This window comes from Rheinheimera mangrovi, from assembly GCF_003990335.1.
GTDB classification, from domain to species: Bacteria; Pseudomonadota; Gammaproteobacteria; order Enterobacterales; family Alteromonadaceae; genus Pararheinheimera; species Pararheinheimera mangrovi.
Window position 1 is genome coordinate 4,484,799 of the sequence record NZ_CP034683.1, and the last position, 22,715, is coordinate 4,507,513.

Sequence of the window (22,715 nt, forward strand, 5' to 3'; positions counted from 1 at the left end):
TCAAAAGGAGCTCAGGCTCCTTTTAATGTTTTTAATAAAGCCGCACTAAACTCTATTTTTTCATTACTCAACTGCCTGTAATCAAAGTAAGGCGTGACCAGTACTTGGTTCGTTGGGTCTATTGCAAACTCTTCGTTCAACCAATGCAACTGACAAGCTAAACCTTGCTGGATCAGCTGTTTGGCATGGGTGCGGCCAGCAATTAAATGAATAGTATTCTCGGCGGTCTTTAGCAGCGGCATATCAAATAACAGGGCTGTGTCTGAAGCTTTTTGCAGTAAAAATTGGTCACGATACTGCTGCCAGCTGGCAGCCTGAGTCGGGAAGTGAAATAGCTTTGGATCCAGAGCACAGAGCAACTTGGCGTAGACATTAAATAACTTGCGCCAGCCATTGCCACAATGCTGATAAATCAGGTCTATATCACCCGCTTGCATCGCTTCGCAGTCAAATAGCTGCTGATACTGTGGCATTTTGGGTCGATTTTCCACATAGACCCTAAAGCTGGCGTTTTGATCCCCTAGTCCAATCACGTTTTTCTGTCTCATCCGCTAAAAACTACTGTCATGGTAACGGATTTTAGCGGCATTGCCTTCAGGGAAGACGCGCATAGGCTGTTGGAGTCACGCCTAAAAACTCTTTAAAGTCGCGAATTAAATGCGACTGATCGGTATAACCCAAGGCTTCTACCAAATCAGCAATCTCTGCGGATTGCTGCTCCAACAGCAGCAAGGCCTGATGCAACCGATACTTACGGATCAACCATTTCGGAGTTACGCCTACATACTGGCGGAAACAACGCTGAATGGCCTGCACCGAAAGATTGCTACGTTCAGACAGCAACTCAACCTTAGTGATGTCTGAGTGCTGTTTGATAAGACTAACCAGTTGCCGCACTCTGGCACCTTGAGCAGATGGCGCAATAGCAAAGGGTTTAAAGCAGCATTGCAGTATGGCTACCCGTTGTTGATCTGAGTTTGCCGCCGACAACTCAGACAGCAGCCGACTGATATCCATATTAAAAACCTGATCCACCTTAAGCTGCTTATCGATAAAGTCAGCAGGTTTGAAATTCAATGGTTCAGCCAATGCACCCAACGCAAACTTAACGCCAATAATCTGGCCTTTGCCTTGCATTTCATAACTATAACTTTTGCTGACAGGCCCAAGCAGAGTGGCTGTACCAGTGTTGATCACTAAGTGGAAATTCGGGTCTGGTAAGTTTTGTTGAATATGAGCGGCTTGGCCACGCAAGTCCCAATCGACCAACCAAAATTGCTCAATCAATTCAGCCAGTGCGGCATCTGGGAGATAACGCCGTAGTTGGTAGAGCTCAGCGCTTTGGCGTTGGTGTAGCACTCCGGTGATTGGATTGTGATTGCTTTGCAAAACCCTACTCCACAACAAAACCTCTGAATGACGTGTTTTTACAATACCTTAGATCCGCCACATGATACTGTTAAATCAGCACAATGATTCAGGCAAGGCAGAAAAACTAATGCAATTGAAAGGCACCTTTCAAATTACCGACTGGCAAGAATCGGTCACCACATCCTTTGAACAAGGAGCCAAACTCAGCAAAGCGCTGGTAAGCCAGAGCTACAGTGGCGATATCACCGGCAGCAGTGAAGTACACTACCAACTGAGCTACGAAAGCACCGGAGATGCCAGCTTTAACGGCTTTGAATTTATTACCGGCAGCCTTGGTGATACACCTTGTCAACTCACGCTGAAACAGGATGGCACTTTTGAGAAGGGCATCGCCAAAAGCCAGTTTGTCATTATCAGCAGCGCTACCCATCCAGTATTGCTGGGCCTGAGCGGCAGTTTTATTTCAGGTGAAGCAGGACAAGCGAGTTATGTTATTGGTTAGACAACAAAGCTGTGGCTGCAAGTACGACGGGTATTGTCAGTCCGCAAACTGCTGGCGCATAGGCGCACTGATCAAAGCATTCCGCAATAAATGCAGGTTGAGCCTGATGCTATTGGCCTGCTCTTCAGCAAAAGTTTCCAGCTGTTGTAGTACAGTTTTTGGATACCAGTGCCCAGCCACAACCACAGCTTCAGGTTCACGCATACTGGCTACATCCAACAGGGGGTTATCATTTAGCAGCAGTAAATCAGCCGTTTTACCCACTGCCACTGAACCAGTTTGTGCTGCCATGCCAGAAAAAACAGCAGGATTTATAGTGGCGGTTTGAATCACTTCTAAAGCTGTTAAACCTGCCTGCTGATACAAGGCCAGCTCGTCGTGTAAACCAGAGCCTGCAAAGACAAAAGAGTCGGGTGTATCTGTGCCTGCCAGAATTTTCACTCCGGCTTGCTGAGCTTGTTTTACTTGCTGCTGCGCTAACTGCAGCAACTCGATATGTACATTCAGGCTTTTGCTATCGTAGGCCTTTTTCAACATGGCATCAGCATCGCCTTGCCAGAGTAACTGCAGCAGATAAGGCACAAATTTCAGGCGTTTATCCTGCCGGAATTCGGCATCACCAGCTTTAGCGCCCAATTGCAAAGTGAGTAAGGTAGGGCTCCACCAGGTGTTGGATAACGCCATGTGTTGCATCAGTTGCTGGCATAACTCCGGGTTTTGACTTAGCAGCAGTTTACGCCATTGTTCTGGCTGAAAACTCTGGCTAAGTGGTTGCTGTTTATAGGCTTTGATCGCATCGGCACATTCGAAAATAAATAGCCGACCATGTTCCACGCTGCGCTGTCCAGCTTCCAGCATCTGAGTAAAAGACACCAGCCAGGGCTGATGCCCGGCCAACACCATACCGGCATCTTTCGCTGCAGCAACTAACCACTGGTATTGCTGAGCACTAAGTTGTTCATAGACTTTAATAAAATCAGTGCCTTGCGCCTTGTAATGAGCAACTAACTCTATGGCATCAGCAGCAGATTGCAGCTTAAAAAATGCAGGATAGCTCGCTGGTACTTCAGGCCCGCCATTGAGCTGATAACTGCTGTGTAACCAATAGTTTGGACTGGTTCGCTTCCCTGCTTTCAGTTCCTGCTGCCAGCGTTTTCTGTCTGCTGTGCAGGCCTGAAAACTATCAGGCTGCAGCATACAACCCGATAGATCCCGCACTGTAGTGACACCTGCAGCTATCCACAGCGGATGATGCAGTTGAGGTGAAAGCTGTAAGGAATGAGTGTGCATATCGCTCAGGCCTGGCATTAAAAAACGCCCGGCTGCATATACTTTTAAGCGGCCGTCGGCTATCAGTTCGGTACGCAGTGCTGCGTTGTTATCCGTGGCTATAGTATCCGAAGCAGCAATTTTGCTGATCCGGCCCTTATCAATCCAAACCGCCTGATGCGGATGAATCTGGCCAGTCTCCACATCCACAAGACTGACATTATCCAATAGCAAAGGCGCTGTGCTTGCAGGGCCTGGTGCTTCTGCTAAAGGCCAACTGGCGCAGCCAACCAATACAACTAAGCCTAGCAGCAGCCCAGCAAGCAACACCAGGGTGCATTGTTTTAACAGATAAAATAGCCGATACATAAAAGCTCCACTTGATGAATCATCAGCAGAATAGTGGAGCAGATGTGAAAAGGGCGTCAAAGCTATGGCCAGATCAGTCTGACGTGCAGTTGCTGTTTTGCTCGCTCTAACTGAAGGTCCAGCCCTGTTTGCTGACAGAGCCGCTGCACTATACCAAGCCCCAAACCATAACCTGAACTTTGACGCCCTTTGGCGAATAAAGCAGTCAGTTCTGTGGGCTGATCGTCATCTTGCAGCGGGTTACGAATAAGCAATTGCTGCGCGTTAGCACTGATATAAATAGTACCGGCAGCGCTATGTAAAAAAGCATTCTGTAGCAAATTGGTCAGCACCATCTGCAGCAATACAGGGTTAAGTTGCAGCGTTAAATCCGGTGCGACCTGCAGCTCCAACTCGATGTTTTTACCATCTAACAAAGGTGATAAGTTCAGGATTAATTGCTCCAGCAAGCCCTCTAGTTTGATGTTTTCAGTCTGCCCCAGATGCTGCTCACGTGACATCGCCAATAGAGTGCTGATCAGCTGATTCATTTGCCTGCTGCTGTGCTGAATTTGCTCTAAGCGTTGTTGCTGCTCTGCTGGCCATGCTTGCGCCAATAAAAGCTCACAGCTGCTTTGGATCACCGCCAGCGGTGTACGCAGCTCGTGACTGGCATCACGGCTAAAAGCTTGTTCCCGTTCAATAAAAGCCTGCACTCTTAACCAGTTTTGCTCTAAAGCTTCGGCCAATACACCAATTTCATTGGCCGGAAATGTTTTAGCAAAACCCGGCCTAAACTGGTCTTTTTGCACCAGCTCTGCCAATTGAGTTAAAGGCCTTGTGGCCCGGCGTGCTAAGGCAAAACCCAAAGCCGCAGCCAGCAACAACATCAGTAAGGTAGTGACGCCATACAGCAAAAACATTTCATCCCGAATAGGCCTCACCACCAGTTGCTGACTGACTTCGGCCACTAACCAGACAGGCTCTTTGACTGAGGGGTGAATAAAAGATCGAATATGGTAATGCCGCCCTTCCAGGCCACTGTATTCAGTGCTTTTGGTGTTGGGTTTAAACTGCTGCTGTAAATCGGCTGGGAAATCCTTAGGGCTTTGGAAAATTTGCATAGCTGCAGATAAAGGGGTGACTAACTGCGGCTGTTGCAGTTGGCGTTTTTCTTCATCCATTAACTGATGGCGGAAAAACTGGTCTTCCACCGTGTAGACAAAAATCACATTAAAAAAGCTGAACAAGGAAGCACAAAGCAGCGCCAGAATGACGCAAGCCCAAATAATTCGTTGGCCTAAACTGCGGGCAGGTTTATGCATCAGCTTGCTCCTGTGGCAATACCAGCTTAAAACCTATGCCGTAGACGGTTTGTAACATGCTGTCTTTAAAAGGTTTATCCAGTTGCTGACGCAGCAGGTAAATATGAGCACGCAAAGCATCTGAATCCGGCGGCTCGTCGCCCCAGAGCTGATAACTTAAATCAGAGCGGCTGACCAAAGCTGGATAAGCTTCAGCCAGTACCACTAAAATACGATAACCTAGCGGATGTAAATCCAGTTGCAACCCGGCGCGACTGGCTTGTTGTTGTGAGCGGTCTATTACTAAAGGCCCGAGCTGCAACCATGGGTCAATGCTCAATACATGGCGGCGACTTAACGCCAGACAACGCACCGCCAATTCAGCCAGTTCAAAAGGCTTCGTCAGGTAATCATCAGCACCAGCAGCAAAACCCTGCAACTTATCATCCAGACTATCCAAAGCCGTTAACATCAGCACAGGCACAGCTTTTAGCCACAACTGGCGCAGCTGCTTACAGAGCTGTCGGCCATCCGTATCAGGCAACATCAAGTCCAGCAGCACTAAATCGTAGCTATGCTGTTTCGCCAGCTGCAAGGCCAAAGCGCCTGTGGCGGCATAATCCAGCTGATGCCCTGCTGTGGTCAGATAATCGATAATATTGCAGGCCAGCGCCTGCTGATCTTCCACCAGCAGAATACGCAGGCCAGGTTGGATGTGAGCTTTCAACTTATCCCTTCACTTTGCTCAGCAGTTGTTCTGCTTGGTTGTTGTTTTAGCACAGCTTTTGCCAGTTCAACAGCGCGAGTTGTATTACCCAGCTGCAATTGGCCTAGTGCCAATGCCATTAAAAACTGTGGATCGGTAAAGCTACCGCTGACTAACTCCATCACCTGCACTGCTTGCTTCGGTTCTGGATCGGCTTTGGCAAATTGCAGGTAGTCATAACCCCAAATGGCCAGCAGCGGAACATCCACCCGCTTTTTTGAAGAGTGTTGAGTTCATCTTTTATTACTCCATGTTCAGGGTTAGCCTGCAGAGTGACAAAACAAAAGTGAAAAGGGCGTCAAAGCCAGGCTTAAAAAGAAATAAGGCCGGAAACATTCCGGCCTTATGCGCTAACCTGCTTTTTGTTCCAGCTCCAGCTTACGTTGTTCGGCTTGCTGTAGCAGTTGATCCAATGTGGCGCGGTTATAGACTTTGCCCTGATACAACAGAGTTTCAATACTGCGGCTGGCTTTGATATCCAGTAGCGGGTTTTGATTCAGCAACACTAAGTCTGCTTTTTTCCCCACTGCTATAGTGCCGTAGTCTTGGTCCTGATGCATAAAACGCGCACCATTGATGGTGGCCGTTTGCAGAATTTGCGCCGGCGTTAAACCTGCCTGCTGAAACAGTTCCAGTTCGTCGTGTAATGCCTGAGCCGGATAGACATAAGTGTTCAGCGCCGCCGAGTCACTGCCAGCCAGCAAGGTCACTCCGGCTTGCAGCAAATAAGGCAGCTGACTGGCAATCAGTTGCTCTTTGTCTTTACGCTGTTGTTGCTGCTCTGGCGTTTCGTTAGCCATACGGTCGATACGCCATTGATAGTTGGAGGTGAAATCTTTAGTCAGATATTTTAAAAATTCATCATGGCTATGGTCGGTGTCATGTAAATGCGCCAGTTGTCGCCCACCAATTAAAGTTGGGGTAACAGCTACATTCAACTGTTTTAACATGCGGTATCCCGACAAGGCCTGCTGCTGGTCAAAACCTGTTTTGTAGTGCTCTGCCGCCTGTTGATTGGTCAGGGTTCCGGCACGCACCTGCGCTGCTACAGCGGCTTCGTCAGTAAAACCCAGGCGCAGCAAATAAGAGGCGTGTTCAAGGCTGGATAAACCCGCTTCGGCTAATTGCGCAATACTGGTGCCATAAGGCACATGGCTGGACACTAACAGACCGCGTTTTTTTGCTTCTTTAATAGTCGCCAGATATAAATCCGGTTGCAGGGTATTTTCAGTGATCTTGATAAAATCGACCTGCATCTGCTGCAACTTATCCATACCAGCAAGCATATCGGCTTCGCTGCCTATTTCTAAGTCGCCATCCCATAACGAATTAATGCCTTCAAACTTCTGACCCGCGGTGAAAATCTTAGGCCCTAGCAGTTTGTTCTGATCCACCAAAGTACGCCAGTTCAGTACCGTAGGAGCCAGATTGCTGGCCGCTTCACGCACGCCGGTAATGCCATAAGCCAGATAGACAGGTAGCAGCAGCTTGTTATCTTCCACTAAATCACGGCCTTCAAAATGCACGTGCATATCCCATAAACCCGGAATTAAGTAGCGGCCACCGCCATCCAGTTGTTGCGCTTGCGGGTAATCACGCAACTTCGCTTCAGGCAAAATCGCCTGAATACGGTCTTGTTTGATCACCAGCAGTTGATCCTGCACCAACTGACCTGTGGTTACATCCACCAGTTGAACATTGTGCAGCACTAGTAAAGGTTCTGTGACTTTAGGGGTACAGCTAAATAAAGCCAAGGCGGCTGTGACAATCAGAGAAAGACGGATTAATTTCATCATCAACTCAGGGTAAAAAAAGAGTGGCGTTATAGTGCCGCAATACTGCGGGCTAAGGCCAGATCATCAAACGCGACAAGAGCTACACTGGTCTTATTACTCTTTAGTGTCCGCTTGTGCTGGATCAAAGACCAATCAGATGAAAGGCGTAGCATGAGGGACAGAGCACAGACAGCACAACTGTAACAAAGCAGCATAAAGCTGTACTGCCTGCACCGGAGCATGTTTTACCGGCCCGGCAAACTAAAACCAACGGGGAAAAAATTATGCCAGATAAACACGATTTACATACTGAATTTCCAGAATTCAAAGAACAAATTCATCAGTTAAAACAGCACAATAACCACTTTGCTGTGCTGTTTAACCGCTACCATGAAATCGACCGCGAAATATATCGTATTGAACAAGGTATATACCCAAGTGACATCAAGATGCGAGTTTCAGAGCCGCTGGGCGCTTGCAATGCAAGGCAGCCTGGCGAAGCAATGTCGACTACCTTGTGAGACAGGCTAACACCGCAGTGCAATCGCCCAGCGACTCCCTTCGGGCGGGGCTAAAAGCGCTTTATGCAGCGTTAACTGTTGTCGCTTTAGAACCACTAAAGCTTCCAACAGCTGCCTTGCCTAAAGCGCTTTTTTCTCCCGCTGAATTCTGCATATTGAAGTTACTTGGGTATATCGGTATGCAGTGACGATTATCTGGAACAACAAAAAGTACAACGTCTGCACTTAAAAGATGATTTATTCACAATGCTAAAAGCAGCGGAAGCCACAGTCTAAACTTTTGGCATCAGAACCTGTTGGGGTCAGGTACAGTGCCTGACCCAAGTTATGTTTTTTCACAAAGCGACTTCACTTTTTCCTGTCAACGAGGTTAAACGTTGTATTGTCCTACAATAGGATGTATAAAAAACCCTCACCACCGATCAGACAGCACAGATCAAACTCCCCAGCCAGCCCAAGTCATTGGAACTGAAGGGAGAAGACCAGCGAACAGGATCCCGGCAGCACAGTTGTGCTGTATGGGGGCGAGTCGCACAGTCAACAAAGCTGCGAAGGTGCAAAGGATAGACATCAACAGGAGAACCCGATGAGAGTCGTAAAACCACTATTGCTGGCCCTAGGTTTTGGCTTGAGCGCTACAGCTCTGGCTGCTACACAAATTCAATTGGATACCACAGCCAAAGGCGCTGTGATTAATAAAAATATCTATGGTCAGTTCGCTGAACATTTAGGCCGCGGCATTTATGAAGGTTTGTGGGTAGGGCCGGACTCTAAAATTGCCAACACCAAAGGCTTTCGTAACGACGTGTTAGCCGCGTTAAAAGACTTGCATGTGCCATTAATTCGCTGGCCAGGCGGTTGTTTTGCCGATGAATATCACTGGCGTGATGGCATAGGCCCAAGGGATAAAAGACCAGTTAAAGTAAACACCAACTGGGGCGGTGTCGAAGAAGATAATGCGGTGGGTACCCACGAATTTTTTGATTTAGTCGAACTGCTGGGCGCTGAAGCTTATGTCAATGGCAACCTCGGCACTGGCACACCACAAGAAATGGCTGAATGGATCGAGTATATGACGGCCGAAGGCAAGTCTACCCTTGCCGAATTGCGCCGCAAAAATGGCCGCGATAAGCCATTCAAAGTGCATTATTTTGGTGTGGGCAACGAGGCCTGGGGCTGTGGCGGTAATATGTCGGTGGAGTACTACACCAACTTGTATAAACATTACACCACCTTTCTGAAAACTCCGGCCAACAATACTCCGAAATGGATAGCCAGCGGCAGCCACAGTGACGACACCTCCTGGGCTGACTATATGACAGCCAATATTAAACAAAAAATGGATGCGGTGACTTTCCACTACTACACACTGCCGACAGGCAAGTGGGATGTAAAAGGTGCGGCGTTACAATTCCCGGAAAGCGAGTGGGCCAGCACTATGCAGCGCACTTTGGCGATGGATACTTTTATCACCAATAACAAAAAGGTGATGGATAAACATGATCCTGAGAAAAAAGTCGGCTTTTATGTCGATGAATGGGGCACCTGGTTCGACGTGGAAAAAGGTGAAAATCCTGGCTTTTTGTATCAACAAAACAGCTTAAGGGATGCCATAGTAGCGGCGCTGAACTTCAATATTTTCCATAAGCATGCCGACCGGGTGCATATGACCAATATTGCGCAGATGGTGAACGTATTACAGGCCATGATACTGACGGATAAGGAAAAAATGATCCTGACTCCTACTTATCACGCCTTTAAAATGTATGTGCCATTTCAGGACGCTACTGCAATGCCATTAAAGCTGAGCAATGTACCTGACTACAAACTGGGTGATGTTGCTATACCAGCCATCAGCGCCACAGCAGCCAAGGCCAAAGATGGCAATGTCTATCTGGCGCTGGTGAATGCCAACCCAAATAAAGCGGAAATGGCGGAGATCAAGCTGGATGGTATTCAAATCAATAGCGTATCAGGCCAGTTATTAACAGCAGACGCTATGGACACGCACAACACCTTCGCTAAACCAGAAGCCATTAAACCAACGGCCTTCAGCGCGAAAGGGAAAAACGGCAAGTTGAGCCTGGAGTTACCTGCGAAATCAATACTGGTTGTAAAAGTGCAATAAGCCAGCGACCTTTCAAACCTGAACAGGGCAAATTTACTTTGCCCTTTTTCTTTGTATTCTAACGCAGAAAAGAAAAACCAACCGGATACTGATGCCAGCCATCAAAATCAGCTTTACTTAAAGGCACCTGCTGAGCACGGGCTATCGCGTATACCATACTGTAATGAAAGTAAAAATTCGGTAATGCATACAAATAGACAAACTGCTCTCCCGTCAGTTCCAGCTCAGCAAAACCCGCTGTAGTTGCTATAGGTTTTTGCTGCCAACCAGCAAAGTCTTGCGCAGTCAGCAGCGTTAAATAATCCAGACTCAGCTGAATTTGTTGCTGTAGATCCAGCCACACAGGCATAGGTTTAGTAAAATTTGGCACTTCTTTTTCACATAAAGCACAACAAGCACGCAATGAAAAACCAATAGCAGTCTGCGCTTGTTGCCACAACGGAAACTGCTCAGCCGTTAAAGCTGCATCCAGCAAATCGACGTCATGCTGCTGAATTTTCTGCAACAACAAGGAAAACTGACGTAAAGGATGAATAAAAAGCTCGTTGGGTAACATAGAGATATCCTTACTCAATGCTAAGAATCTGGGGTAGTTGTGGCCAACACCATCAGCATAACGCCAAAATGGAATTATTACAGCCAGTTGATATTTATCGAATCGACATGACTCAGAGACGTGTCGAAAAAATACGTTTTTTAAACATGTTTTCTTGATATGTCGATGCTATCGACCTATTTCGTCTTAGGCGAGAATAGAATTTGAGAATTAATTGTAGGGGTGACCTTTATGGTCACCCGCTGCGGCGTGTGATGTCAGGCAAATTTCAACTGATAAGGCAACACCTGTAACTCCGATTGTTGCTCACGCACCAGCCACAGATCGTAGGCGTTTTGTAACCGGAGCCAATGCTCAGCCGAAGGTTTACTAAATGCCAGTTCCAGACGCAGTGCCATTTCCGGTGTAATAGCACCTTTGGCATTCAGTACTTTGGACAAGGTTTTACGGCTGATATTCAAATGCGCTGAAACATCAGTCACGGTTAAAGCCAAAGGCTCAATAATCAGCTCTTTTAGAATCTCACCAGGGTGAGCCGGGTTATGCATACTCATTAGTGATAATCCTCGTAGTTAACAATTTCAGCATCCCGGCCAATAAATCTGAATGTGACACGCCAATTTCCATTCACAGTAACAGACCAAATACTTTTTCGGTCACCCGAAAGTTCATGCAGCCGAAGGCCAGGCAGATCCATATCATCTATGGCTTGTGCCTGATCAAGGTTTGACAGGATAAGTCTCAGGCGATTCTGATGCTTGGCCTGTATGCCAGCCGTACTGCCTGTTTTATAGAAGCGCTCAAGACCTTTATGTTTAAAGTTCTTAATCATGTCAAAATTGTAACCCATGAGGTTACGCTGTCAAGGTCGTCCTACAGCATAATCCCAAACAAATACCTCACCACCGCGACAAATGTCGCAGATTTTACTTGACCTTGGTGTGACATTTGTCGCACTCTAAAAGCATAGTGAAATCACAGACTGAATTTTATGCACCAACCTACTGCTCCTGAGCTGGAAATTCTGAAGTTACTTTGGCTAAAGCAACCTTTGACTGCGCGTGAATTGCATGACGAGCTGGAGCCTGTTTTAGGTTGGGGTTATTCCTCTACCCGCAAAACTCTGGAGCGTATGGGTGAAAAAGGTTTTGTCGCTTGTGAAACTTTGGGCAATAAAAACAGCTACAAAGCGCTATTGGATAAAATGCCAACTCTGGCGGCTTTTGCGCAGGATTTTGCCCGCAGGGTATTTGAGCTGAATGGCCCTTTGCCTGTGGCCATGTTTGCCAACAGCAAGCTGGTAAATGCCGATGAAATAGCTGATTTGGAAAGGCTGCTGGCTGATTTAGCGCAGCAGCAAAAGGCTCCAATCAACAATGGGGAGGCTTAAAATGGCTGAACAATTGTTGCTTTCGTTGCTGCTTTGTAGTCTTTGGTCTGGCTTGCTTTGGTTTGCAACTCAGCCTTTACTGAAAAAATTCAGCGCTTTGCAGCATTGGCCTGCCTTGTATTGGTGTTTACTGGCGTTAAGTTTTTTACCTTTATTGCCTATGCCGGAACTGTATCAGCACTGGACTGTACCTTCGGTACTCCTGCTGGATACGGTCAGCTCTGTGCAAGCTTTAACGGCTCAGCCACTACACCCGTCTTTACTGGAACCACCCGCTGATACCGCCTTTTACTGGCGTCTGGCCTTGGCTTTGATTGCCATCATCAGCCTGTTATCGCTATGGCGTTTAGTGAAACAATGGCAGCAGGTGCAGCGGCTTATCCAGCTGTCCGAACCTTTAGATAAGGCTTCGCTGCTGAACACAACACAACTCGAATTGTTACCCAGTCAATTTGAAATTCGCCAAACCCAGGCCGCTATTTCGCCTTTTGTTGCTGGCTGGAACCGTATGGTATTGGTGTTGCCCGCTTATATAGAAGATATGTCAGAGCCGCAGCGCCAGTTATTGATCGATCACGAACTGGTGCATCTGCAACGACGCGACCCACAACAGCTGTTACTGCTTCGTATTCTGGTGGCGTTATGCTGGTTTAACCCTGTATTACGGCTGATTGAACAGGCCTTTATTCGCAGTATGGAATTGGCGGTGGACAAAACTGTACTGCAAAAGCAGCCAGAACAAGCGCTGTTGTATGGTCAAACCTTGCTTTGCAGTTTAAAGCAAAGTCAGGCAGAGCAGATGCCGGCGCTGATGCCAGGTTTTATTCAAAGCAATGCCAGCCAAAGCTTTTATCAGCAACGTTTACAGCAGTTATTTCAACCAGCGCCTGTGTTGTCCTTCTGGCAAAAATGGCGCGCTACCACGCTGTTGTCTGGTACAGCTTTATTGCTGAATGTGGGTTGCGCTCAGCTTAGCTTCAGCTCGCCGCCACAAGAATGGGTATTGCCGGTTGGCAAAGTGCCTATCAACTCTTTTTATGGTGAAAAACACCCGTTTCGTAAAAACCGTCCGCATCAGGGGCTGGATTTTGGTGCCAAAAGGGGCGCAACAGTCAAAGCCGCACAAAAAGGCAAAGTACTGATAGCAGACGCCAAAAGCCTGAATGACAGGTATGGCAAAGCTGTGTTGATTGACCATGGCCATGGTTATCAAACCCTGTACGCCCATCTGGATGATTTTTATATCGAAGCAGGCCAGACAGTAGAACCAGGTCAGCCTATAGGCAAAGTGGGATCAACAGGCCGGGTAACGGGACCACATTTACATTTTGAAATGCTGGTCGACGGCAAGCAGCAAGATCCAACTCCTTATTTAAAGTTGTAAAGGCAACCTGATGAAATTATTTATAAAAACCACCTTACGTAGCCTCTTGCTCTGCGCTTTTTCAACCTCAGCGCAGTTTCAGCAAACCGAACTGCTGCAAGGGCTGGATTTGCAGTTTAGGGTGCAGCTAAACAAAGCCAAAGTGCCTGGTGGTGCTTATGCCGTAGTGCGGGGTAACCAGATTATAGCCACCGGCAGTTATGGGGTGCGGGCTATGGGCAAACCGGAAAAAATCGATGCCAACACCGTATTCCGGCTGGCTTCGGTATCCAAAACCTTTACCGGTGGCATCAGCGTATTGGCTGCTCAGCAAGGCAAAGTGAATTTAGACTTGCCACTGATTAACTATGTGCCTGAATTTAAATTAAAAACAGCTACCGCCACCAAGCAAATTAAAGTGGATCAGGTATTAAGCCAAAGCACAGGCTTGATGCCGCATGCATATGAAAACCTGCTGGAAGCTAAACAAACTCCAGAGCAAATTTTACCTAAATTTCAGCAGCTGGCACCTGGCTGTAAACCCGGTACTTGCTACAGCTATCAGAATATTGTGTTTGCTTTGCTGGATCAGGTATTAAGCCGTGGCACTGGCAAAACTTACGAAGAATTGCTGCCGGAACGTATTTTTAAACCTCTGCAGATGAGCACGGCCTCTGTCGGTTATGCGCCTTTTTTAGCCACTGAAAACAAAGCCATGCCGCATAAAAGGGGCGGCAAAGGCTGGCGTCCGGTCAAAATAGACCCGAACTTTTATTGGGTCAATCCAGCAGCTGGTGTTAATGCCAGCGTCAATGATATGGCTAAATACCTGATTGCCATGCTGGGCCATAAACCCAGTGTATTCAGCGCTGAAGCCTTGGCGCAGTTGCAGCAACCTATGGTGAGGTTAAGGGGCAAATCCAGATGGCCGGTTTGGCAACAATTCAAGCAAGTGTCCAACTGGTATGGCCGTGGTTGGCGGGTGATCCAATACGATGAAAACAAACTGTTTTATCACGGTGGTGTGGTGGATGGTTTCCGGCCTTACATCGCCTATTCACCACAACAAGACATAGGTTTAGTGCTACTGACCAATGCTGAAGCGGATATCACAGGTGATTTAGCCAAATGGTTCTGGCAACAGGTTTTAAGTTCTTAATCAGTAAGGAATCCTCATGAAGCTATGGATAGCGGCGCTGGCACTGCTTAGTCTCAGCCTGACCGCAGAAGAACAATTCCCGGCATGGGAATTACCTAATACTCAGGTGCATCAGTTGCCTGCTAAAAACACAGGCCGGCAGTACGAGGTTTGGGTTGAGCTGCCGCCTTCGTATGGCAAAACCGAAAAAAAGTTTCCTGTGCTTTTTGTTTCGGACGCTAACTACGCTTTTCCTTTGATCCGTAGCATCCGCAACAGGTTAGGCGCTGGTGGTCAGAATATTGAAGACTTTGTCATTGTAGGTTTGTCCTACGCCAAAGAAGATAACCCAACAGATAGCCGCAGTCTGGATTACACCCCAACTAATATTCTGGCGAAAGGCAAAAAGCCGGGCAAAAATTTAACGGCTAAAGCCTACGGTGGCGCGGCTTTCTATGCAGAGTATCTGCGACAACAGGTGATCCCTTTTGTGTTGAACACCTACCAGGTGGACCCAAAACGTAAGCTTTTTGTTGGACATTCTTATGGTGGCTTATTAGGCGCACAGATATTGCTGACCCAGCCCGATACTTTTGATACCTATATTTTAAGCAGCCCGTCTTTGTGGTTTGATAATAAAACCATGTTCAAACTGGAACAGCAGTACGCCGCACAGCACAAAAACCTGAAAGCCAGAGTGCAGCTCTATGCCGCTGAATTTGAACAGGTTAAACCTGGCAAACGTTACGCCAGCCGAGTCAATATAGTGGAAGACACCCTGCAGTTTGAGAAGGTGCTGAAAAGCCGGCATTACCCGGGTTTACAGATCCAAAGCCAGATTATTGCCGACGAAGACCACCTCTCTGTGTTTCCGTCCATGATAAGCCGGGCTTTGGTTAAACTCTTGCCAGGCACAGGCCCTTATACGCCGGGCTGATGACAGCCTTGTGCAGTCAGCGCATAATGGTTTGAATATCAGGTCGATACAAAGCACAGGAAAGTATCATGAAACCAATTAAACATTTACTACTGACAACAGCTTTGGCTTTAACAGCCTTTACCGCCTCAGCCACTAGTTTTGGTGGACCTGTTGATAAAACTAAGCTGGTCGCGGTTGCTGACATTCTGGCTAAACCCCAAAGTTACCTGCAGCAACAAGTGACTGTCAAAGGCACTGTAGAAGCTGTCTGTCAGAAAAAAGGCTGCTGGATGCAATTCGCCGCTGATGCGAATCAACCCACTTTTCGCATTAAAGTAAAAGACGGCGATATGGTGTTCCCGGTCAGCGCCAAAGGCAAAACGGCTTACGCCAGTGGCAAGCTGGATCCTATTGAAATGGATTTAGAATCGACCCGTGAATATCTGGCGCATAAAGCCGAAGAGCAAGGCGAAGCCTTTGATCCGGCCAGCGTCACTGAAGCCATCACTTTGTATCAGTTGGTGCCTGTTGCCGTTGAAATTGCCGATTAAACCTCAATTCTGATTGCAGCAATGGCCATTCAGCCCACGCCGGAACAGCTGGCTTTTCAACAAAATAGTCAGTTGTCCGCTTTGGGTTTTAGTCAGCGTCAGCCTTGTGTACAGCTGCAACCATGGGTGCAATTGTATTGGGCTGTGCTAGTGCCAGAGCAGGCCTATGTAAGCCAAACTCATGCCTTGTATCCGGATGGCGGCAGCAATCTGACCTTCGATTTTACCCCCAACCAACTGCCTGCAGTGTATTTTCAGTACACTCAACAGCTAAGCCAACGCTGCTTTTCTGCCGGCCAGCATCAGCTCAGCGTGCGTTTTCATGCCAGCGGCGCTTTTCAGTTATTGGGCATTAGCCCTGGCGAGCTGGCAACAGAGCAGCTGGATTTACGCCTATCCAACCTGGTCGGATTGAACTGGCTGTTGGAGCAATTAGCCAATAGCAGCGATTTGTCTACCCAGCTGACAGCTGTTGAATGTTGGTTATTACATCTGGCCGAACGGACGATGACCAACACCAGTCTGGTGCAGAAAAGCCTGCAACTGTTACAACAGCCCGCCGCAGATCTGCAGCATCTCTATCATCAGCTACCGAAAAGCCGCCGACAATTTGAACGGCTGTTTAAGCTGGAAACAGGTTTATCACCGGCGCAATTACAGCTGCTGTTTAAAGTCAAACTGGCGCGATTCTTAATCAGCGCCAATCCGCTGACTGATTTAGCCAGCGTAGCGCAACAAGCAGGTTTTTACGATCAGGCTCATATGCACCAGCATTTTGTCCGCATCACAGGCCAAACTCCGGGTCAGTATAAAAAACGTAAGATGTCGCAATTCTCCAATTCTGCCGCATAAGCCCTTTGTACACTAAAGACCTCAACCAACGGAGGTGTTTATGTCAGAACGTATCAGTCGTACAGCTGTTTATAAAGGTCAGCCAGCCATAGTGCAGCATCTGGTGGGGCTTGCCAAAGCGGCAGAGGATTCTGGTTTGGATAAAAGGCTGATCCACTTAATGAAAATCCGTGCATCCCAGCTCAATGGCTGTGCCTTTTGCCAGCATATGCATGCCAATGAAGCGAGAAAAGATGGTGAACAACAGCACAGACTGGATGTTTTACCCTCCTGGCAGGAAGTGAAATCCGCTTTTACCGCCCGTGAGCAGGCGGCTTTAATCTGGACTGAAGCTTTAACTTTAGTGGCAGGTAAAGGCTTGTCTGATCAGGATTACGCTACTGTTGCAGCAGAATACTCAGAGCAGGAAATTTTGAACCTGACGGCGCTGATCGTCACCATCAACAGCTGGAACCGTATCGCAGTGGCCTTTCATTTTCAGCCTGAGTTTTAAGTTTTCGTTAGATAGACGGGCGGGGATTAACCTTTCTGGTTTTGTGTTCATCGAATAGGCGGGCGGGCACAAGGCCCGCCCCTACGTCTTTTCCATCAAAATTATCGTAGGGTTGACCTTTATGGTCGCCCGCACAAATTACACAGCAGGATTTCCGACATCCACCACACGACGCTGCATTTGCACTAGCGTGATCAGATAACACACCACAGTCACTAAGGCCGCTGCGGCTATTGAATTCAGTGGTAGCCAGAAAAACGCAGCAAAAAGGCCAAAAGCACGCATCAGTAAATGCTGCAAACCTAAACTGTGTTGAATAATCCAGCCGTATAAAGGCCAGTGAATGGCGGCTGCTAAAGCCAGACTATAAGGTACCAATTTAGGTTGCGTGAATAACAACAGAATATGCACAACCCAAAGTGAGTTGGCCATAATAACGCCAATCAGCATTAACTTGCCCAAGGCATGGCCTTTCATAAAAAAGTCTTCGTTACGCAATTTCGCGAACAACAAAGCTAGTGGAAAAATACAGCCTGAACCAAACAACATCACCATTAAAGCAGTGTTATAAGGTAAAACAAAACTCAACCCCAGCACCACAGACCAAAACACTGTGCCTGCCAGTGGCATAGACATAGATCGGTTTGTTCTTTGTTCAAAACTTTGCCGCAATTGACTTAAAGTTAACTCCATCACACACTCCATTGTTTAAAATTATGTAAACAAATTAATGTGCAACTATCCCGCTGTCAAATTTTAAATTGTTGATTTAAAAGGAACAATCATATTTCTGGGCGGCGCCATAACCAAATAGCAACACAACAAAGAAAAGCAGGTAAAACAAGTTTGAGCCAGAAGGGTGCAGTGGAAAACAGCAACATCAAAACCGACAAGGACATCATCACAGTCGCCAGATATTTGGCTTTACGTGGTACAGCGCCATATTCACGCCAACGCTTGATGGGTGGACCAAAGCTGGGATGTGCTAATAACCAAAGTTCTAAACGTGGCCATCCTTTGCCTGCTGACCAGACAGAGACCAGTAAAAAAGGCACTGTAGGTAAACCGGGCAACACCACACCTATTAAACCCAGCAGCAAACTAATACAGGCCAATAAACGCCAGAAAGAAACTGTCAGCAGCTTTAACATAACAACTTTACCGCTTTCTCTTCCTATTTATCGGATCCAGCCTTTACTGATAGTACGGAAGCTCTCTGTACCGGCTTTATCCAGCCACTCAAAAGCCAGCATTTCTTTACTGATAATTTGCGCGCCAGCCTGTTGTAAACGTAACAAAGCTAACTGACGGTTTTGTTCAGTGCGGGAGCCGACAGCTTCTTCAACAATAAACACCTGATAACCAGCAGTTAAGGCATCCATAGCAGTTTGCAGCACGCAGACATGAGTTTCAGTGCCAATAATCACCAGCTGGTTTTTACCGCTTAACTTTAAACGTTCGGCAATCAGAGGTTCGCGCAAAGCGCTGAAATGAATTTTTTCCATTACATGCTCTGCAGGCACTAACTCGGCCAAAGCAGGTAAAGTGACACCTAAACCTTGTGGATACTGTTCGGTGGCAAGCACAGGCACCCCAAGCTGCACAGCAATTTGTAATACCCAGGCTGCGGCTTGTTCAACCTCTTTGCCTTGATCGATCACCGGAGCCAGTTTTTCCTGCATATCAATCAGTAATACCAGGCTGTCCATCTGCTTGACTAACATGATGTTCTCTCCGTTAATCCGGTTCATTGGCGGCCTGTTGCCGTTCTTTACGCTCCTGCATTTCAGCAAAAGCGGCATTGATTTCATCCAGTACAGCGCCGACATCAGCGGCCTGTTCTGCTTCAGCGAATTCGCCTGTCAGTTCTGTATTTGGATTTAAATTACCAGCTTCAAATAAGGCCCAGATTTCTTTGGCATATTTAGTGGCGGCAAGTTCAGGTGCAAACTGAGCGTAATACTGAGTGATATTATTGACATCCCGTTCCAGCATCCACTGTGCATTGTTATTGGCAGCAGCGTCTACCGCTTGCGGTAAGTCGATAATGACAGGGCCTTGTGGGTCCTGCAGTACATTAAATTCGGATAAGTCGCCGTGCACTAACCCCACAGACAACATCCGCAAAATATCCTGCATCATGGTTTTGTGGTCACGTCGGGCTTGTTCTGCCGTCAGTTGAATATCATTTAAACGAGGGGCCACATCACCTTCTTCGTCTAAAATCAGTTCCATCAGCAAAATGCCGTCAAAACAGCCATAAGGCACAGGCACCCGCACACCAGCGTCGGCCAGTTTGTATAAAGCGTCCACTTCAGCGTTTTGCCAGCTTTCTTCTGCTTGCTCACGACCAAAACTCGAGCCTTTTTCCATAGCCCGGGCACGCCTGGAGCTGCGTACTTTACGACCTTCCTGATACTGCACTGCTTTTTTAAAGCTGCGCTGACTGGCGTCTTTATACACTTTGGCGCAGCGAATATCGTCCCCGCAACGTACCACGTATACGGAGGCTTCTTTGCCACTCATCAGTGGCCTGAGTACTTCATCCACCAGACCTTCGTCGATCAGGGGTTGAATGCGTTTTGGAGTTTTCATTGCGCACTTATACCTTGTTTAACGCAGGCGTAAAAGAGTAAATCAGGATTTTTATCAAGACAAAGAAACAGCCGCTAATGAAGGCGGCTTTTCAGAGACAAAAGGTTTTAATATTTTATACTGCAACCATAAGGCTTAGTCACTGCAGGATTGGCCGGGTTGCCTGCTAACACAGCGGTTAAAGCGTCAGAAAAATAAGGCGTTGCTTTGGCGATATCATCCACCTTGGCAGACGCAATGCTGTCGATACCGCCCATATATTGCAATACCCCTTTTTTATCAATCACATACATATGAGGTGTAGTTTTAGCATCGTAAGCTTTGCCTGTAACACCTGTTTCATCAAACAGCACAGCATCCGGCATTGCATTGCGGCTTATGGTCAGCTCATCGGCTTTAGCGCCAGTGACATGACCCTGCTTGCCTGGAGCTGAGGAAATCACCGTCAGCCAGACCACATCGTCGGTGCCAAATTGTTTTTGTAAACTTTGCATATTGCCGCTGTAATGCTTCACGACAAAAGGACAATCGTGATTGGTCCATTCCAGCACCACAGTTTTACCAGCGAAATCAGCCAAGGAATGGCTTTTGCCTTTGCTGTCTGTCAGATTAAAGGCTGGCGCAGCCTGACCGACCTGGGGCGCGGCAAACAAAGAGCTGGCAAAAAATAATGCAGATAAACTTAAAGCAAGCTTGAGTTTCATGGTTGAACTCCTGTGGCTATTGACTGGTAATTAAAGGTTGTTTACTGCTCAATTGCTCCAACGCCTGACGTAATGAATCCGGCGTTAAAATTTGGGGTAACACTTCAGGCGGCTGGCCTGGCCAATACAACACATACAAAGGCACACCATCGCGCTGAAACTGACGCAAATAGGCACTGATAGCCGGATCTTTATTAGTCCAGTCGCCTTTGAGGTATCGCAGGTTATATAACGCCATAGCGGCTTTGCTGCTGTCTGTGTCCAAGGCCACACGCTCGTTGACTAAACAGGTGATACACCAGTCTGCCGTCATATTCACTAATACAGGCTGACCATCCTGCACCAATTGCTTTAAACGTTGCTCTGACCAGACTTCAGCATGGTCTGTTTGTGCAACCTGTTGCGCTGCAGGCTGCGGATACCATAACAAAGCGATAGCACCCAGCAGCAGCACCACTGCGATCAGGCCACTGATTTTACCGGCCTGTTGTAGTTGCTGTTGCCCCCATAACCAACAGGCAGCACCAACCAATACCAGCCCCACCAAAGCCAGAGCTAAGGCATCTAAACCTTGCTGGCGGCCATAAACCCACAATAACCAAACCGCACTTAAATACAGAGGATAAGCCAGCCACTGCTTCAGCTTTTCCATCCAAAGCCCGGGTTTAGGTAATAAAGCCGCCAAGCCTGGCCACCAGGCCAATAACAGGAAAGGTAACGCCATACCCAGACCTAACGCAGCAAAAATAGCCAAAGCAGCTAATGCAGGCTGAGTAGCGGCATAACCTAAAGCTGTGCCCATAAATGGCGCTGTGCAAGGGCTGGCGACCACTACAGCCAATACACCTGTGAAAAATGAGCCTTTATGGCCTTGCTTTTGTGTCAGCTGTTGGCCTGAATTCATCCAGCCTAAACCCAGCTGTACCACACCGGATAAACTTAAACCCAAAACAAACAGCAGATAAGCCAATGCACCAACTACAAATGGATTCTGCAACTGGAATCCCCAGCCAGCAGCCTGACCTGCGGCTCTGAGCAGCAGCAATACAGCAGCTAATGCAACAAAACTAAGTAGCACGCCGGCGCTGTACCATAAAGCTTCAGTTTTGGTTTGTTGTGCTGAATTCTGGCCATTGACCAGACTAAGAGCTTTTAAAGATAACACTGGAAATACACAAGGCATCAGGTTCAGGATCAAACCACCTGCAGCGGCCAGCACCAGCATTCCCAACCAATCCAACAGGCTGAAACTGGCAAGAGTGGCTGGTGAAACTTGTGGTGCACTTTCATGTTGCAGTTGCAGCAACACAGGGCCAGCGGCCGTATTCAGCACTAAATCAAACTGGGGCAGAGCCTGGCTAAAGTAGGTGTTTTGCTGCTGACGTAATAATAACTCGCCATCCACCCAGTCAATTTGCTGAGGGGCCGCGTGATCGACCAGCTCTGGGGCTGAGACAAAAAAGGCCGATACTTTTAAATCTTCCGGCATTTGAATAGCTGCAGAAAACTTCTGGTTTTGTACATCATAGCGGCCCTGTAACTGCGTGACTTTGGGCTGATGCTGGCTGGCTTGTTCAAAGAGTTTTTTATAATCACGCGCTTCAATAGCGGCTTGAGTTACGGGCAAGTTCAGCTCAAAACTGGCGTCAGCCGGAATACAGATCTCTTTGCAGACCAGCCAGTCCACCTTTGCCTTAATTTGGAGTTGGGAGCCGCTGAAATCGGCCGGGATAGTGAGTTCCGACACTAAAATAGTCGGGCCTTCAAAACCGTAATTCACCAGGGGAGGCACCGAAATAGCCAGTGGAGCAGGCCACTGAATAGCACCAGCTTCAACGCCATCCGGCAAAGTCCATTCAATGCTGGTGGCTAAGCCTGAGTCACCCGGGTTTTGCCAGTAGGTATGCCAATATTCATCCGGAATAAAATGCAGCGCCAGTTTAAAGCTCTGCCCGGGCCGCACGTCCTGATGATCGCTGACCAGCTCTGCTTTTAAATGACTGGCATTAACCCAGCCACTGGTTTCAGCCTGAACAGAAACTGTAGTGAGCAGCACTAAAACGGCAAAGAAAAAGAGGCGTAAAAACAAAGTCATCAGATAATTTCTGTACCTGCATACCAAGATGTTTTTAGTGTACGGCAATAACAGAACAGGGATCAGCCATCAAAC

26 protein-coding genes are annotated in these 22,715 nt (G+C 47.6%); 10 read left to right on the plus strand and 16 right to left on the minus strand.

The window, feature by feature from the left end; genetic code table 11:
• Window positions 1-11: 11 nt before the first annotated feature.
• Both EK374_RS19990 and EK374_RS19995 read right to left on the minus strand, forming a co-directional pair.
• Window positions 12-548, minus strand: a complete 537-nt coding sequence (locus EK374_RS19990) for a DUF6942 family protein (RefSeq protein WP_127026276.1) — start codon at window positions 546-548, stop codon at window positions 12-14.
• A gap of 46 nt (window positions 549-594) precedes the next feature.
• On the minus strand, window positions 595-1,389 hold the full coding sequence (locus EK374_RS19995; protein ID WP_127026277.1) for a helix-turn-helix domain-containing protein: 795 nt from the start codon (window positions 1,387-1,389) through the stop codon (window positions 595-597).
• A 61-nt stretch (window positions 1,390-1,450) separates the two neighbouring features.
• Here EK374_RS19995 and EK374_RS20000 point away from each other — a divergent pair, with 61 nt between their 5' ends.
• The gene (locus EK374_RS20000) at window positions 1,451-1,873 is read left to right on the plus strand and encodes a DUF3224 domain-containing protein (protein WP_127026278.1); all 423 of its coding nucleotides are present in this window, start codon (window positions 1,451-1,453) and stop codon (window positions 1,871-1,873) included.
• A 36-nt stretch (window positions 1,874-1,909) separates the two neighbouring features.
• Here EK374_RS20000 and EK374_RS20005 read toward each other — a convergent pair whose 3' ends face one another.
• From EK374_RS20005 to EK374_RS20025, 5 genes are all read right to left on the minus strand, one after another.
• The gene (locus tag EK374_RS20005; RefSeq protein WP_127026279.1) at window positions 1,910-3,511 is read right to left on the minus strand and encodes an amidohydrolase family protein; all 1,602 of its coding nucleotides are present in this window, start codon (window positions 3,509-3,511) and stop codon (window positions 1,910-1,912) included.
• A 62-nt stretch (window positions 3,512-3,573) separates the two neighbouring features.
• Window positions 3,574-4,815, minus strand: coding sequence for a sensor histidine kinase (locus EK374_RS20010; protein WP_127026280.1), 1,242 nt, complete (start codon window positions 4,813-4,815; stop codon window positions 3,574-3,576).
• The gene (locus EK374_RS20015) at window positions 4,808-5,521 is read right to left on the minus strand and encodes a response regulator transcription factor (RefSeq protein WP_127026281.1); all 714 of its coding nucleotides are present in this window, start codon (window positions 5,519-5,521) and stop codon (window positions 4,808-4,810) included. The genes EK374_RS20010 and EK374_RS20015 overlap by 8 nt, the downstream gene beginning before the upstream one ends.
• Entirely contained in the window at window positions 5,518-5,769 is a 252-nt protein-coding gene (locus EK374_RS20020) for a hypothetical protein (protein ID WP_127026282.1), read from the minus strand. Before EK374_RS20020 ends, EK374_RS20015 begins: the two co-directional genes overlap by 4 nt.
• Window positions 5,770-5,910: 141 nt before the next feature.
• Window positions 5,911-7,353 carry an amidohydrolase family protein gene (locus EK374_RS20025; RefSeq protein WP_164731925.1) on the minus strand — a complete coding sequence of 481 codons (1,443 nt, stop codon included), beginning with the start codon at window positions 7,351-7,353 and terminating at the stop codon, window positions 5,911-5,913.
• A gap of 266 nt (window positions 7,354-7,619) precedes the next feature.
• On the opposite strand from EK374_RS20025, the gene EK374_RS20030 reads away from it, so the two are divergent.
• On the plus strand, window positions 7,620-7,856 hold the full coding sequence (locus tag EK374_RS20030) for a YdcH family protein (protein WP_127026284.1): 237 nt from the start codon (window positions 7,620-7,622) through the stop codon (window positions 7,854-7,856).
• Window positions 7,857-8,442: 586 nt separating this feature from the next.
• Window positions 8,443-9,984: an alpha-N-arabinofuranosidase gene (locus tag EK374_RS20040; RefSeq protein WP_127026285.1), complete on the plus strand. Its 1,542-nt coding sequence runs from the start codon at window positions 8,443-8,445 to the stop codon at window positions 9,982-9,984.
• 58 nt (window positions 9,985-10,042) lie between these two features.
• Here the strand turns inward: EK374_RS20040 and EK374_RS20045 are convergent, their stop codons facing one another.
• From EK374_RS20045 to EK374_RS20055, 3 genes are all read right to left on the minus strand, one after another.
• Window positions 10,043-10,540, minus strand: coding sequence for a DUF1993 family protein (locus EK374_RS20045; RefSeq protein ID WP_127026286.1), 498 nt, complete (start codon window positions 10,538-10,540; stop codon window positions 10,043-10,045).
• Between the two features lie 257 nt (window positions 10,541-10,797).
• Window positions 10,798-11,094, minus strand: coding sequence for a HigA family addiction module antitoxin (locus EK374_RS20050; protein ID WP_127026287.1), 297 nt, complete (start codon window positions 11,092-11,094; stop codon window positions 10,798-10,800).
• Window positions 11,094-11,372, minus strand: coding sequence for a type II toxin-antitoxin system RelE/ParE family toxin (locus EK374_RS20055; RefSeq protein WP_127026609.1), 279 nt, complete (start codon window positions 11,370-11,372; stop codon window positions 11,094-11,096). Before EK374_RS20055 ends, EK374_RS20050 begins: the two co-directional genes overlap by 1 nt.
• A 159-nt stretch (window positions 11,373-11,531) precedes the next feature.
• Between EK374_RS20055 and EK374_RS20060 the strand changes: the two genes are divergently transcribed.
• From EK374_RS20060 to EK374_RS20090, 7 genes are all read left to right on the plus strand, one after another.
• Complete coding sequence (locus EK374_RS20060; protein ID WP_127026288.1) at window positions 11,532-11,930, plus strand: BlaI/MecI/CopY family transcriptional regulator; 399 nt, start codon at window positions 11,532-11,534, stop codon at window positions 11,928-11,930.
• A gap of 1 nt (window position 11,931) precedes the next feature.
• Window positions 11,932-13,314, plus strand: a complete 1,383-nt coding sequence (locus EK374_RS20065) for a M23/M56 family metallopeptidase (RefSeq protein WP_164731926.1) — start codon at window positions 11,932-11,934, stop codon at window positions 13,312-13,314.
• 10 nt (window positions 13,315-13,324) lie between these two features.
• Window positions 13,325-14,452, plus strand: a complete 1,128-nt coding sequence (locus tag EK374_RS20070) for a serine hydrolase domain-containing protein (protein WP_127026290.1) — start codon at window positions 13,325-13,327, stop codon at window positions 14,450-14,452.
• 16 nt (window positions 14,453-14,468) lie between these two features.
• Window positions 14,469-15,368 (plus strand): alpha/beta hydrolase, encoded by a 900-nt coding sequence (locus EK374_RS20075; RefSeq protein WP_127026291.1) that lies wholly within the window; start codon window positions 14,469-14,471, stop codon window positions 15,366-15,368.
• Between the two features lie 68 nt (window positions 15,369-15,436).
• Entirely contained in the window at window positions 15,437-15,901 is a 465-nt protein-coding gene (locus EK374_RS20080; protein WP_127026292.1) for a DUF4920 domain-containing protein, read from the plus strand.
• 21 nt (window positions 15,902-15,922) lie between these two features.
• The gene (locus EK374_RS20085; RefSeq protein WP_127026293.1) at window positions 15,923-16,753 is read left to right on the plus strand and encodes a helix-turn-helix domain-containing protein; all 831 of its coding nucleotides are present in this window, start codon (window positions 15,923-15,925) and stop codon (window positions 16,751-16,753) included.
• Window positions 16,754-16,793: 40 nt separating this feature from the next.
• Complete coding sequence (locus EK374_RS20090) at window positions 16,794-17,246, plus strand: carboxymuconolactone decarboxylase family protein (RefSeq protein ID WP_127026294.1); 453 nt, start codon at window positions 16,794-16,796, stop codon at window positions 17,244-17,246.
• Between the two features lie 138 nt (window positions 17,247-17,384).
• Here the strand turns inward: EK374_RS20090 and EK374_RS20095 are convergent, their stop codons facing one another.
• The 6 genes from EK374_RS20095 to EK374_RS20120 form a co-directional block, all read right to left on the minus strand.
• On the minus strand, window positions 17,385-17,939 hold the full coding sequence (locus EK374_RS20095) for a DUF7010 family protein (protein WP_127026295.1): 555 nt from the start codon (window positions 17,937-17,939) through the stop codon (window positions 17,385-17,387).
• Window positions 17,940-18,028: 89 nt separating this feature from the next.
• Window positions 18,029-18,397 carry a YbaN family protein gene (locus EK374_RS20100; protein WP_127026296.1) on the minus strand — a complete coding sequence of 123 codons (369 nt, stop codon included), beginning with the start codon at window positions 18,395-18,397 and terminating at the stop codon, window positions 18,029-18,031.
• A 27-nt stretch (window positions 18,398-18,424) separates the two neighbouring features.
• Window positions 18,425-18,970, minus strand: a complete 546-nt coding sequence (locus EK374_RS20105; RefSeq protein WP_127026297.1) for a hydrolase — start codon at window positions 18,968-18,970, stop codon at window positions 18,425-18,427.
• A gap of 13 nt (window positions 18,971-18,983) precedes the next feature.
• Window positions 18,984-19,841 (minus strand): PA4780 family RIO1-like protein kinase, encoded by an 858-nt coding sequence (locus EK374_RS20110; RefSeq protein WP_127026298.1) that lies wholly within the window; start codon window positions 19,839-19,841, stop codon window positions 18,984-18,986.
• Between the two features lie 107 nt (window positions 19,842-19,948).
• Window positions 19,949-20,545: a thioredoxin family protein gene (locus tag EK374_RS20115; RefSeq protein ID WP_127026299.1), complete on the minus strand. Its 597-nt coding sequence runs from the start codon at window positions 20,543-20,545 to the stop codon at window positions 19,949-19,951.
• 16 nt (window positions 20,546-20,561) lie between these two features.
• Window positions 20,562-22,640, minus strand: coding sequence for a protein-disulfide reductase DsbD family protein (locus tag EK374_RS20120; RefSeq protein ID WP_127026300.1), 2,079 nt, complete (start codon window positions 22,638-22,640; stop codon window positions 20,562-20,564).
• Between the last annotated feature and the right edge of the window lie 75 nt (window positions 22,641-22,715).